The organism is Pseudomonas sp. GM60 (genome assembly GCF_000282415.1).
Classification (GTDB): Bacteria; Pseudomonadota; Gammaproteobacteria; order Pseudomonadales; family Pseudomonadaceae; genus Aquipseudomonas; species Aquipseudomonas migulae.
Genome location: NZ_AKJI01000176.1, coordinates 1 through 14,507, shown reverse-complemented (window position 1 = coordinate 14,507; position 14,507 = coordinate 1). Strand labels below are relative to the sequence as shown.

The following is a 14,507-nucleotide window of genomic DNA, read 5'->3' as shown; positions in this document are numbered from 1 at the left end:
CCGTACGTCAGGGGCGCGAGCGCTTGGTTACTTGGCGCTTCTCCAAGTGACTCGCCGTAAGGGCGAAACCGCCAGCCGCCGTCACCGCAGCAACGGATATGCCCCCCATCCACCCCCTATGAAGCCGAACGCACCGAACCTTGCGACACACCAGTCGGCTGCAGCTTGAACACATAAAACAAAACCGTCAGCAGCACCAAAAACGCCGGCCCCACATACAGCGCCACCCGAGTGTCCGGAAAGTACGCCATCAACCCAACCACCAACACCAAAAACGCCAGTGCCAGATACGAACTCACCGGGTACAACCACATCTTGTATTTCAACCCGGCCCGTTCGTTGGCGCTCAGGCCTTTACGAAACTTGAGCTGAGCCAGCAGGATCATCACCCAGGTCCAGATCGCGCCGAAAGTAGCAATGGCCGTCACCCAGACGAAGACTTTTTCAGGCACCAGGTAATTGAGCAGCACCCCCAGCAACAAGGCGAAAATCGACAGCAACAGCGCACGACGCGGCACCCCGTTGTTCGACGTCTTGGCAAAACCGGCCGGAGCCTGACCATTCTGCGCCAGGCTATAGAGCATGCGCCCCGTGCTGAAAATGCCGCCATTGCAGGACGACAGTGCGGCAGTGATCACCACGAAGTTGATGATACCGGCAGCGGTCTTGATGCCCAGACGCTCGAAGGTCATCACAAACGGACTGCCCTGGGTGCCGATTTCATTCCACGGGTAGATCGACAGAATCACAAACAGCGCGCCGACGTAGAACAGCAGAATCCGCCAGAACACCGAGCCGATCGCGTTGGGAATAGTCTTCTGCGGGTTCTTCGCTTCACCGGCGGTCAGGCCGATCATCTCGACGCCGAGGTAGGCGAACATCACCATTTGCAGGGACATCAACACGCCTTGCACGCCGTTCGGCATGAAGCCGCCGTGAGCCCAGAGATTGGAAATCCCCAACGCCACGCCGTCGTTGCCGAAACCGAATGCGATCACGCCGACGCCGCCGATCACCATCGCAATGATGGTGACGATCTTGATCAGGGCGAACCAGAATTCGAATTCACCGAAGGCTTTTACGGCGATCAGGTTGATCGAGCCCATGCTGACCAACGCGGCGAGTGCCCAGATCCAGCGCGGGACCTCGGGAAACCAGACGCCCATGTACACCGCCACTGCGGTGATTTCCGCGACACAGGTCACCAGCCACAGGAACCAATAGTTCCAGCCCGTCAGGAACCCCGCCAACGGACCAAGGTAGTCTTGGGCATAACGGCTGAAGGAGCCGGCGACCGGGTTGTGCACAGCCATTTCGCCGAGGGCGCGCATGATCACCAGGATCGCCAGACCGCCGATGATGTAGGACAGCATGATGGCCGGGCCAGCCATTTCGATGGCCTTGGCCGAACCGAGAAACAGACCGACACCGATACAGGCACCGAGTGCCATCAAGCGAATATGCCGTTCGCCGAGTTCGCGTTTAAGCGGGCCGCCCTGAGCGGTCTCGCCGTGGGGCAGGTGATTGCCGACTGGCATAGGGGTACAACCTCGTCTTGTTATTGGATATGACCACCGAGTGTCGAAGCGCTGACCGATAAGCCATTGCTTGCCTGAAACCGGACCTGCTTCGTGGGCAGAACCGTCCTGCAGGGCAAAACCCTCCAAGATCAGCGGGACGTGCAGTCTAAAAAGCTTCCAGCAGGATATTTCACTCTACAACCCACAATATTCAGCGAGAACTCTCGGTAAAAGTGCGGTTTTTGGAGGTGCATTACCTGACTTTTTGTAGGAATTTTTACCGCTAAAGCGGCGCGGAGTATTGCACAGCATTGGTGCATCGTCATGCCCCTACCTAGGCAGCATTTACGTGGCGATGGCTCTAGTACGGCCATCCTGTAGGAGCTGGCTTGCCGGCGATGGCGTCCATGAAACCGCCATCGCCGGCAAGCCGGCTCCTACGGATCGGGGACACTGTCCAAAATATCGGGCTCACCTCCCCCCTGTAGGAGCCAGCTTGCTGGCGATGGCGTCCGTGAAATCGCCATCGCCAGCAAGCTGGCTCCTACGGATCGGGGCGCGACTCAAAATATCGGGCTCACCTCCCCCCTGTAGGAGCCGGCTTGCTGGCGATGGCGTCCATGAAACCGCCATCGCCAACAAGCGAGTCCCCTGCAAAAAGAACATTCGCTCATCCCTCGTCAGGGTGAATATTCGATATCCGGGTGTTCACAATTTTTTCACCGGCAGCATCCACCGTCTAAGCTTCAAACAAGTCCGATCAATCTGCGTGAATGGATCAGTCGACTATGGGCGCGTTATGGCAAACCGATACGAGTAAAACTGTGGTCCCGACTGAACGTGTGGATGAAGCGCCTATCCCCGAAAAACCCCGTCGTAGTCGTACCAAACACGGGTGGAAGGCGTTTTGGTTGCTGGTGTTGATTATCCTGATTGCTCTGGGGTTGGCCGCTGCCAGGGAAATGCGTACCTCGAAGTTTCAATCCCGGGAAGCCAGCAAATATGCCGCTACCCTGAGTTACGAACTGAAGCCAGGCCCAAGCGACTCCATTCGCTATCCAGGTGCCGGCCCTTTTGACTTGCGTCTGGGCTACAGCTCTCTGGGTGAATTCCTGCCGCGCCTGATCAAGCGCGACTACGTCGTTGCGGCACAGACCCGCTTTTCCCAACCGTTGATGGACTACACCGACAAAGGCTTTTTCGTGCCCTATGCGGAAAAGATCCAGGCAGGATTGTCGATCACCGATTGCCATGCGGCGCCGCTGTATCAGTACAAATACCCGCAGCAGCTCTATTCAAGCTTTGACGCGATTCCGCCGGTGGTGGTCAGCAGTTTGCTGTTCATCGAAAACCGCTTCCTGCTCGACCCTCGTCAGCCCCGGGCCAACCCCGCCGTGGATTGGCCACGCTTCGGCATGGCGGCGTGGTCGCAGGTCGCCAAAATGCTGCACATGCCTGGCCAATCGGCGGGCGGCAGTACCCTCGCGACGCAACTCGAGAAGTATCGACACTCGCCCGACGGCTTGACCGTGTCCGGCGGGGAAAAAATCCGCCAGATGATTTCCGCCAGCGTGCGCGCCTATCAGGCCGGGCCGGAAACGCTTGCGGCGCGCCAGAACGTGGTGCGTGATTACCTCAACAGCGTGCCCCTGTCCGCCGTGCCCGGCCACGGGGAAGTACACGGCATGGCCGAAGGTTTGCGTGTCTGGTACGGCGCCGACTTCAACAAGGCCAACGAACGGCTGGCCAGTACCAACACCGATCCAAAGGCCATGGCGGAAAAAGGCCTGGCCCTGCGTGAAATGCTCTCATTGATGATTGCCCAGCGCCGCCCTTCCCACTACCTGACCAAGGGCCGCGATGAACTGGCCGACCTCACCGACAGCCACATTCGCCTGTTGGCGCAAAACTTTGTGATCGACGCGCCGTTCGCCGCCGCCGCATTGGCCAGCAAAGTGACCTATCGCGACTGGCAGACCCAGCCAACCATTCAACCGATCGAAACCAACAAAGGCATCAGCGTGGCGCGCAGTCGCCTGGGCGGGTTGCTCAATCGTCCGCTGTACGACCTCGATCGCCTGGATCTCTCGGCCACCAGCACCCTGCAAGGCGAACTGCAAACCCAGGTCACCGAGTACCTCAAGCACTTGGCCGACCCGGCGTTTGCAACGCAGATCGGTTTGATGGGCGAACGCCTGCTCACCCCCACCAGCACCACGCAAGTGCGCTACAGCTTCACGCTGTTCGAACTGACCCCGGACGGTTCGCGGGTGCGCGTGCAAACCGACAGCACCGATCAACCATTCGATATCAATGAAGGCAGCAAACTGGAATTGGGCTCCACCGCGAAAATGCGGGTACTGACGACTTACCTGCAAATCATTGCCGAGCTGCACGACAAGTACGCCGAAATGACCGTCCCGGAACTGAAGAAAGTCGACGTCCCGGATCAGGACCGACTGAGCCGCTGGGCCGTCGATTACCTGATCGAGAACAAGGACCACAACCTGTCGGCCATGCTCAGCGCCGCGCTGGACCGCAAATACTCGGCCAGCCCCGGCGAAGCCTTTTTTACCGGCGGCGGGCTGCATACCTTCGTCAACTTCCGCAAGGAAGACAACGGTCGCATACCGACCTTGCGCGATGCCCTGCGCGAATCGATCAACCTGCCGTTCATTCGGCTGATGCGCGATCTGGTGCGCTACACCACCTATTCCGGCCCGAACAACAGCGCCGCCCTGCTCGGGGACGACCGCGATCCTCGGCGTCAGGAATACCTGGCCGAGTTCGCCGACCGCGAGGGCACTTCGTTCCTGCTGAAGTTCTGGAAGCGCTACAAAAACAAGGACACCCAGGCACGGCTCGAAACCTTCCTCGACAGCATGCGCCCGACGCCGATTCGCATGGCTGCGGTGCATCGCTACCTGTTGCCGCAAGCCAGTCAGGAGAGCTTCAACACCTTCGTGCGCTCGCACCTCTCAGGCGCCAAGCTCACCGAGAAACTCACCGACGAACGCCTGCAACGGCTTTACGAAAATTACAGTCCCGGCATCTACGATTTGCCGGACCAGGGCTTCATCGCCAAGGTCCACCCGCTGGAATTGTGGCTGATCGGTTATTTGTTGAATCATCCTGACGCCAAGTGGAGCGAAATCGTCAAGGCCAGCCAGTTCGAACGCCAGGAAGTCTATAGCTGGCTATTCAAAAGCAAACATAAGGGTGCCCGTGATGGCCGCATCCGCACCATGCTGGAGATCGAGGCGTTCCTCGACATTCACGCGCGCTGGCAGAAAGTCGGCTATCCGTTCGATCACCTGGTGCCCTCGCTGGCCACCGCCATCGGCAGTTCCGGCGACCGACCTGCTGCATTGGCGGAGCTGATTGGCACCATCCTCAACGACGGCGTGCGCATGCCGACACTGCGCATCGACAGCCTGCATTTCGCGGCGAATACGCCCTATGAAACCAAGCTGATCAACGACCCGGATGTCGGTAAACGGGTGATGCCGTCCGAAGTGGCCACGGCCATGCGCGAGGCCTTGTCGCACGTGGTGGACGCGGGTACGGCCAAACGTGTTTCCGGCAGTTTTATCACCCCCGATGGCAAGCCGCTGGCCATGGGCGGCAAGACCGGGACCGGTGACAACCGCATCGAAGCCATTGGTTCCGGTGGACGGATTCTGAGTTCGAAGTCGATCAACCGTACGGCCACCTTTGTGTTTTACATCGGTGATAGCCACTTCGGTACGTTGACCGCATTCGTCCCCGGGCGCACGGCCGAAGCCTTCAAGTTCACCTCGGCCTTACCGGTGCAAGTGCTCAAGGGCATGGCACCGATTCTCACGCCGTATCTGCAACCGGGCACACATACGCAATGCCTGCCCGTGGAGGTCGCACGACGCTGAAAAACGATGGCGGTAAATAGTTATTTTCGGCATTGAAAATTCCAATGCTTTGCCGGGAAGAACGCGTTTCAAGCAGCGGGAATTCAGACTTTTACTTTGAACCTCGGGCGTTAGGCTGGTCACTCCACTTAATGCTCAAGGTTTATTGAAAGCATGACTGACTTACACGGACGTATATCAGCGCTACAGCCACCCGTGGCCGACGACAATAAAGGTCACCATTACGCGTTCATCAAGAACCGTATCCACCCCGTTTTCAAAGACGCTTCAGCGCGACGGGCTCAGGAACTGAGCCTCACACAAACGGCTTCAGGACATTGGGTCCGGAGCGCCACAGGCTTCGACCACACGCCGTTACAAGAAGCCAATCTTGAACTTTGGTCCACGCAGAATGCAGTCGACCGGTTCATGGATGAAGTGCAGGACGTTTACACGTTCGCCGAACCGTTACTCACCGACGCACTGCAAAAAAAATTCAACGTCGATGTCGATGTCACCCGCACGTTCTTGCATCTGTACTTACCCAAAACACGCCCGTGGTATGTCTTCGACGTCTCCGGCGGTGTTGTTACCCGAACCGTCTCATTGCTGGACGCCGCCCTGCACAACTTCGCACGTCACGAAACCTGCGAACCGGACTCGGACTTCATCAGCCAGCCCGATGCACGCGGGCACTTCGACGTCCTGCCGATCAAACGCAAAATGTCCATTGCCCAGTTCCAGAACCTCTGCCGCGAACTGGACATCGGCGCGCGCTACACGAAATACCTCGAAGAACAGTTGCTGCCCAGTGACGGCCTCGCCCAAGGTTTTTTGAAGTTAAAAATCGTCGAGAGTGAGAAAGCCGCGTTCAAAGCCGCCGTCCAGTTGGCTGTTCTGACGGGCGACATCGACACCGAGGCCAGCGACCTGATCCTGAGCATGCTCGATGGCCAGCGCAACCTCACCCGTAAAGGCCAGGTGATGCAATTTGCCGAACTGTCGATTCTCGACAGCCAACTGAGCGGAATCGTGTTGATCACAGCCAGGCCGGAACAACACATCCGTGAGGTGACGCCGGTGATTGTTTACGTCCCGCAGGACCCAGAACACCCACTGAAAGAGTACCCCTCGACCGTCGCGTTCATGAATGAACTGACGCGCCAGCTGCGCGCCAACAACGTTGTTTCATCCACCGGCATGACCTACCAACAGTACTTCAGCCGTTTCGTCGATCAATCGGAGCGCGGGCATTTTTTCGGCGGGCTACAACAACGGTTGTTCGAGGTGAAATGGCATCAGAAAGCGCCGCTGGACCAGGGACCGAGCTGGCGGGAAGTACCGGTCGACAACCCCAATCTGCATTTCAAAGCCGCACCGATCCCCGGCGAACTCTGGGAATACCTCTTTCAGCAGAAGCTCAACAAGGTGCTGAACGACGCCCGGCACATTGCCGTGTCCACCGCCGATAGCGATAGCAATGCCCGATGGGCCTGGTGGGAAAACTTCAAGAAAATAGTCTCGGACATCTTCAACGTCGCGCTGATGGTCGTCACACCGTTCGTTCCGGGGCTGGGTGAATTGATGATGGTCTACACGGCGTATCAGATGGCCAGTGACGTCATCGAAGGCATCGTCGATATGACCCTGGGGCTGTGGACCGAAGCTGCCGAACACATCATCGGCGTGGTGGCCGACGTCATTCAGTTGGTAGCGTTCGCCGCCGGGGTGAAGATTGGCAACGTTGCGCGCCTGAAGCTTTCGCCACTGATCGAAGGCATGAAACCGGTGGCTCTGCCCAATGGCGAACCACGGCTTTGGCATCCCGATCTCAAGCCTTATGAGAGGCCGAATGTAAAACTGCCCGCTGAAGCCAAACCTGACGCATTGGGTCTCCATGCCCACGAAGGCCAGAACATTTTGCCGCTGGATGAAAAGCACTACGCGGTGCAAAAGGACCCGCAAACCGGCAACTACCGCGTCAAGCACCCGCACCGCGACAACGCCTATTTACCCGAGTTGAAACATAACGGCCAGGGCGCCTGGACCCACGAAGCCGAGAACCCGCGAGCGTGGCAACGCCCGACGTTGATGCGTCGCCTCGGCCATTCCGTGGACGGTTTCAGCGACGCAGAACTGGACAATATGCGCATCGCCAGCGGCACCGACGACGCTGCGCTGCGCCGGATGTACGTCGACAACATGGCCCCGCCACCGCTGCTGGATGACAGCCTCACACGCTTGAAAATCCAGCACCAGACCCGCGAGGCCATTGAACGGATTCGAACCGGTCAACCTCTGGATCCTGCCTCCTGGTGGTTTGAACCCCTGGCGACGTACCTGGACGGCTGGCCTGTGGATAAGGCCCTGAAGGTTTACGAAGACGCCGACATGACGGGGCGCTTTCGCCAGTACGGCAATGCCGAGGCGAGCGAGGCGCAGACGCTATCCACCAGCCAGTCGCAGCTCATGAGCGAGCAGTTTGCGCCGAGGCTTGTCGAGTTCCTCGGCGAAGAAGAGCTGCAAGCGATGCTCGGTCGGTCAACCGCCAAAAGTGAACAGGTACAAGCCCTGCGCAATCGACTGGCGGACGAAGCCAATCGACTGAACGCAGACATCGTCAATCAGCTTTACCAAGGTACGGAGGCGTCCGACGACCCACAGGTCCGACTCATTCGCCAGACTTTCCCCGAGCTGTCGACCCGCGCGGCACAGACGCTGCTGAACAGTTCCGACGCGGCCGACCTCATGCGCATGAATCAGGAGCAACGCCTGCCGTTGAACCTCAAGAGCCGCGCCCGTGAAGCCGCCTTCGAAGCCCGGACCAACCATGCGTATGAGGGGTTTCATGACGGCGCGCAGTGGGTGGCGCAAACCGAAAGCCTGGTGCTGAATGCACTGAGGATTCATACCGACACCTTCGCGCAATTACGTATCGAGGTGCGTGAAGGCAACGATGCCGGACCACTGCGCGGCAGCGTGGGGGCACACGATGCGGCGACGGTGCGGGTGCTGGTCAAGGATGAGGCCAACCGGTTCGAACTCTGGGACGCCGACAACCACAAGCTGCACGACGCCGCTGATTTTTTCGAAGCCGTGCTCACGGCGTTGCCGAAAAACAAACAGGCGCAGTTGGGCTATCGGCCAGGCCAGGGGGCGTTTTTCAAGCAATGGGTCATGGCCAAGACCGAGACCCCGGCCGAACGCCGCACCGCGCTCGCCGCACCACCGATCCGCCCGATGGCGAACCACGAAGACATGATGCTGCTCCGCGGCCCCGGCTTCTCCACCACCGCCGCCACGCTCACCGACCGGGTGCAGGATTTGTACCCGCACTTCAACGAACGAGAGGTCGACACCTTCGTTCGATCCCTGGGTTCGCAAGAGCAAGGGCATCAGACACTGACGAGGCTTGACCGAGAGCGGTATGACCTGCGCAAGCTGCTCAACCGGTGGCAATATCAGCAACCCGATACGTGGGGGGCCGACCGACAGGGGTTCGTGCGCGGTGGCGGGCTGCACATTGCCGAGCGGCTCATCGATTGTTTCTCAAGAAAACCCACCGTGTTCGGTGAGCGCAGCACCATGGTCGACGGCGGTTATGCGCTGGACCTGTCGGTAGAGTTCGATGTGCCCGACCTCGAGCGCTGGTGGAAGGAACTGCCGCCGGATATCAAACACTACGTCGATCAGATCAGCACGCTGAATCTGGACCGCTCGAACGTCTCCGAAAACGCCTCTGGCCTGTTGGGCGACTTCCCTCATCTGCGGCAACTGAGCGCCCGCAGTTGCGGGTTGACGCGACTCCCCAACGCCATCGGCAAGATGCATTACCTGCGAACGTTGCGGCTGATGAACAATGACATCACGTTAACGCCGTCGGCCGTCGAGCAACTGCGAAACCTGACCCACCTGGAAACCATCAGGCTCGATGACAATAAGCAACTGGGCATGCTTCCGAACGTCGGGCGCATGCCCAAACTGAGAATCCTGAGTTTGAGCAACACAGGGGCAACCACCTGGCCCGATGGGCTGTTCGGGCCCTTCAGCAAACGTCGACCGCGGGGCTTCTTTCTGGATTTGCAGGAGAACCCGATCAGCGTCATTCCAACTGTCGTGCCTGGCTCGGAGGATGCCTTCCTCGTGGCGCGGACCCGCTTGTTTCCAAAGAGTCTTTCGCAGGAAAACCTGATCACGTTCAAAGCCTATCGACGTTCGGTCGGCTTCGCACCCGACCAGATCTATGCCGAGGCTGCCGCTGACGCGATGCACCAATGGCCGACGAAGGATGACTCTGTGTGGTGGAGTGCCGAGGTCGGGGGGCTGGGTACTTTCCGCGAGGACGCCTGGCACGATTTGATGACCGAACCTGGCTCCGAAGATTTTTTTGCCTTGATCGAGAAACAGACACGCTCCGCCGATTACCGGGCCGGCGGTGAATTGCGCCAACAACTGAGCAGTCGAGTCTGGCGCATGGTCGAAGCCATTGATGTGGACACTCCTTTGCGCAATGAACTGTTCGAAATGGCCAAGGCGCCCACCACCTGCGCCGATGCCGGGGCGCAGGTGTTCAACCACATGGGCATCAAGGTGCTCGCCTCCGAAGCCTATGCCTTGTCGACGTCCAACGCCGTCCTTGAAAACAAACTGGTGAACCTGGCAAAAGGTGCCGCTCGCCTCGCGCGCGTGGATGACATTGCCCGTGCCGATTTCGGCGGCCGTGAAGGCACTCCCGATGAGGTGGAGGTTTACCTCGCCTACGAAACCGGCCTGGCTCAACGCCTCGGTTTGCCGTGGCAATCGGAGTCGATGCTGCATCGTCCCTTGGCCGGCGTGAGCGCCAAAACCCTCGACACCGCCTTCGATACGGTGATGGCGATGGAGGCCGGTGACGGGTTGATCAACGACATGCTCGAACAGCCGTTCTGGGAGAAATACTTGCGTGACACTTACCCGAACGAGTTCAGGCGCAATACCCGGCTGTACGAAACCCAAAGCGACTTGCTGGATGAGTTGCGCGATGCCCAGCACGCCTGGGCCCGCTCCAAAGGCCAGCAGATTGCGCAACGACGGGCACTCAAACAACGTCTGCAAGACCTCGCCCGGCGACTGGGTGTCGATGACAGAGTGGTGCTCACCGATGAAGACATGAGCGATGAGGTCTACGGCCGATTGCTTCACGACATGGGCTACGAAGAAAAAGAGCTGAGCAGAAAGCTGACCCGCGCAGCATTGCAAAAAGCCGCAGAGCAATAATCGGGCAACCCTGATGCATCGGGTAATGCATCAGGGTTCAACCCTTAACCCACTTCCGAATCCCAGATGACGGTGACAAGGCCGGAGTAGGATCGGGCGACACCGGGTTTGAGCATTTCGCCGACTTCGTCTTGGGCAATCTCGAAGTGCAACGCTCCCGGCTTGCGATCGACATAAAAGCGAGGCTGGAACAACTCGGTGCCACTACCGTCGCGCCGCAACGGCCGGCGATTGACCGGTTGCGCGGCGGCATCCACCAGGCCACTGGGCAGGGTCACGCTGACATCGAGCGGCACGACATGGCCTGAAACCGGGTCGCGCACCGAACAACGGTTGCCATCCAGGCTGTACTGGCAATCGAGGTTCATCTTGAAACGGCTCGACGAAGACACATTGAACGTCTGATCCCGGAACAGCCGTGTGGGCTTGCGTCCCTGCGTCAGCCAGGCCTGCCAGCCGCCCTGCGGGACCAGTTCGATGCGATTGCCGCCGGGGGGAATCTCCACTTTGAGCGCATGTTCGACGCTTAGAGTGAAATTAAGGCTTATCAAATCGTCATCAGGCAACATGATATCGCCCATATCAAAATCGCCACGAGGACCCACGACGTAATTCAAAATGCCCTTGTAAGTCCCCGACGACATCTGCAAGGGATTAGGCGTCGCTAGCTCGTATGAAAAACTCATATTTTCGTAGGCAAAACCATAGTCTTGCGTTATCGGCAACTGGGCTTGCTTCGAACAAACACCTCCACCCGCCGGGATCCTCCAGAAAAAAGCGAAATAATTGGCGTTGCCGTAGCTCGTTCCGCCCCTGACACAGGGTGGCGACGGCCATCCCCAGTGGGCGATCCAGGTGCTGGCGTGAAGAGGTGTCTTGATCGTATAGGCTGCCCCGATTCCGCTGAATCGCATTTTGACCGTTGCAGACTCGCCCGTTTGATCATGAATGACCGTCGCTTCCTTCCATGAAGACGGAAGCCGAAACATAGGCCCCTGACGTTCTTCGTGCAAAGCCTGAATGGGAGCGATAGCCCTGAACCGGATCGGCACCCCGATACTGAAAACACCAGGCTCACAGTACGTTGGGTGCTCCTTGCAATGACCGCCTTGCGGTGTGGTGTTCTGGAAAGCGTTGCGCATGGGGTTCGCCGGATCAGGTCGAAACACGGCACTCATTTCCAGGGTGACTGCGAAAGCCGAACCCGTAGCCCCAAAAACCACGCTCACCAGGACAAGCAAGATTAACGATCGCAACCGTTTGGATGACTTCATCATTACAAACTCCACCGCCCTATTAGCACCACGCCAGCACTTTCCCGGCATAAACAAACGAAAACATCTGCTGCGACAAAATCAAACATCTATGCCCCCGGCAACACTGCGTTGAAAAGCAAATTGACGCTGCCGAAATAACTGCCCGGTTTATAAATCCCATCGACAGGCGGCACCGGCGCGATCTCCAGCAACACACGTTTACCCGGCGCGGCCTCGCTCATCGACACCACCTCGCTACTCTCCAGCTCACTCAATAACTTGCCGTTGAACAGCACACGCAAACCAATGTCATGGGCCGGCGTCCCGTTGGACAGGTAAGGCCGGCCCTCAAGCCGGGCTTCGATGGAGCCGGCTTCATTCTTCACATCGAAATACTTGCGCAAGCCGCCCAGGGTCGAGGTCGCCAGATTCCACGGCAATTGCTGCTCGCGGTGAATCCAGCCTGAGTCTGCGGGAATGACATAGAACGCCTGGCTTGGAATCGTCACGAACACGTCGAAGTGGTGCACTTCGCGGGCAGCAAACGCTGAATGGCAGGCCACTGCCGACACCATCAGAACCATCAGTTTTTTGAACATGGTCATCAGCCCTTCACATCGAGCTTCTTGCTGCTCTCGCCTTCAACCAGTGTGAAGCGGTATTCGCGACCGGCCTGTTTCTCGAACTGAAAACTGCGGCCCGCGAGGATGTGATGCTTGGTGGTCGGCATACAGTCCTGCTCGTTCTTGACCGAGCAATCCTTGAACTCATCGATCACCACCACGGTGTTGCCGTCGTTGCGGATGCGGTAATCCGTCGCGCTGTTCTCGATCACGCTGGCGTAACGCGTGTCTTTGGGACGGACGAAAAACACCGCGCCATACCCGGCCAGCACCGTGACCCCGGCGGACAGGGTTTTCTTGTATTCCTCACGCTCTTCACCGGAGACCGCGAACTCGTCTTCTTTCTCCGGCACCACCGGCACGAAACGCACGCGAAAATAACGCTCGCGGTCACGCTCGCCCATGTACAGCAACCGCGTGCCTTGCATGCCACTGGCAGGCACAATCAGCCGCGCCGGGCTGGCCATCAAGCCGTCCCGGGCGCTGCCGTCGGCACTGGATTTGAGCGGTACTTCCTGCGACTTCCCGTCAGCGTCGTAAAGGATTTCCAGGATGTTGACCTTGACGAACGCAGTGCTGTCGCCGCCATTGAAGACGCGCTTCAAATAGGTACTTTTATCGCCGTCCAGGTAATCGTAAACCGTGCCGATATTGATGCTCGGCCCGGCGTGTGCCGTCTGCGTGAACAAACAAAAACCAATCAGTGCCAACCGACGTTTCATCGTCATTTACCTCGTAGATAAACTGCGTATTGCCGGGCATCAGCCTGCCGTCGGCGTCTCTGTCGTTGCGTCCGCCAACGTATCCGGCGTGCAACGCAGGTCGCCGATCATCAGCACATTGTTTTCCGTGCGGCCACGGCTCGGGTCGAGCCGGAACTGGCACAGCAACTGGTTGCCGTGGCGCACTTCCAGGGTCGGTGAACCGGCGTTCATTTCCATGGAGAAGAAGCCGTCCACTTCACTGACCCCGCGGCTGGCGTGGTTGATGATGTGATGGCCCTTGAGCGGGCTGCCCTGGTAGTCCACCAGACGACCGAGCACGGTGAAGGTTTTCATCACGCGAACCTGGCGATACTCGACGCCGCCCTTGTTCAGGTGATAGCTGGAACGGGCCGGCTGGATGGTCGCGGCCGGCACGTGATTGCCCTCGAAATCGAAACTGACCGAGCTGCTTTTGTAGGCGGTGATCGGCACGAAATTGCGCCCCGGTCTGAGCACCGCGCTGCCACCGCTCAAATCGTCGGCGCGCAGGGCGATGTCGTCGATGTCCGATTCGACATCGATGATCATGCCGGCTCCGTTGCGGTGATATTGGCTGGTCACGACCATTTTTTGCCCGCCGACGGCGACGGTGCTGTCGAGGTTCAAACCACCGGTGAAGTCGTTGTTGAATGAGGAGCGCTGGATAAAGCCGTCAGCGTTGACCCGCTCCGATTGCATCGTCGCCATCGCGTTCATGCCGATGCCATAGGTGTCGGTGATGGCCGTGGCGGAAACGCTTTGCAGCAGGTGATCCTGCAAGTCTTTGCGGTAGGTGAGCGAGGCATTGTTATCGCGTCCGCCGTCGCGATCGGTGCGGGTGCCGATGCTGCCGGAGATCTGTTCACCCGGCCCGCCCAGGGCGATGTTGACGCTCAGGTCGACGCCACGGTTGCGGTCATTGCCCGAGCTGAAACTGCCCGGCCTGTCGAACAGCGACAAGCGCCAGTTGGCGTCGCTGCCGAACAATCGGCCACGCTGGCTCCAGCCCAGATCCACGCCGACGCCTTCGGTGTTGCCCTCGCTGTGGGACACCCTGGCATTGACCGAGCTTTTGCTGGTGAGCCGATGGTTCAGCGACAACGACGAGTTGCTGGTCTGGCCGATAAACACGTTGCGCTGTCGCACCCGCGTGCCGTCCGGCAGCGTGTCGTAGAGCCGGGTGGTGTCGAGCCAGCTGCGGTTGTGGCTGGGGGCGATGCTGCCG

Annotated in this window: 7 protein-coding genes; 2 read left to right on the top strand and 5 right to left on the bottom strand. The window is 59.0% G+C overall.

The genetic code is table 11. From position 1 onward, the window contains the following. Window positions 1-116: 116 nt before the first annotated feature. Window positions 117-1,538: an amino acid permease gene (locus PMI32_RS00240; protein WP_008035752.1), complete on the bottom strand. Its 1,422-nt coding sequence runs from the start codon at window positions 1,536-1,538 to the stop codon at window positions 117-119. A gap of 770 nt (window positions 1,539-2,308) precedes the next feature. On the opposite strand from PMI32_RS00240, the gene PMI32_RS00250 reads away from it, so the two are divergent. Both PMI32_RS00250 and PMI32_RS00255 read left to right on the top strand, forming a co-directional pair. Beyond that, window positions 2,309-5,425 (top strand): transglycosylase domain-containing protein, encoded by a 3,117-nt coding sequence (locus PMI32_RS00250; protein ID WP_008035746.1) that lies wholly within the window; start codon window positions 2,309-2,311, stop codon window positions 5,423-5,425. A gap of 153 nt (window positions 5,426-5,578) precedes the next feature. Further along, window positions 5,579-10,660 (top strand): NEL-type E3 ubiquitin ligase domain-containing protein, encoded by a 5,082-nt coding sequence (locus tag PMI32_RS00255; RefSeq protein WP_008035745.1) that lies wholly within the window; start codon window positions 5,579-5,581, stop codon window positions 10,658-10,660. A 44-nt stretch (window positions 10,661-10,704) separates the two neighbouring features. Here the strand turns inward: PMI32_RS00255 and PMI32_RS00260 are convergent, their stop codons facing one another. The 4 genes from PMI32_RS00260 to PMI32_RS00275 form a co-directional block, all read right to left on the bottom strand. Beyond that, complete coding sequence (locus PMI32_RS00260; protein WP_008035744.1) at window positions 10,705-11,937, bottom strand: hypothetical protein; 1,233 nt, start codon at window positions 11,935-11,937, stop codon at window positions 10,705-10,707. An 86-nt stretch (window positions 11,938-12,023) separates the two neighbouring features. After that, a complete protein-coding gene (locus tag PMI32_RS00265; RefSeq protein WP_008035740.1) occupies window positions 12,024-12,515 on the bottom strand; it encodes a CS1 type fimbrial major subunit in 492 nt (163 codons plus the stop codon). A 5-nt stretch (window positions 12,516-12,520) separates the two neighbouring features. Next, the gene (locus PMI32_RS00270; protein ID WP_008035739.1) at window positions 12,521-13,261 is read right to left on the bottom strand and encodes a hypothetical protein; all 741 of its coding nucleotides are present in this window, start codon (window positions 13,259-13,261) and stop codon (window positions 12,521-12,523) included. 39 nt (window positions 13,262-13,300) lie between these two features. Next, window positions 13,301-14,507: CS1-pili formation C-terminal domain-containing protein (locus PMI32_RS00275; protein WP_008035737.1), on the bottom strand; the 1,207-nt coding region annotated here is incomplete at its 5' end.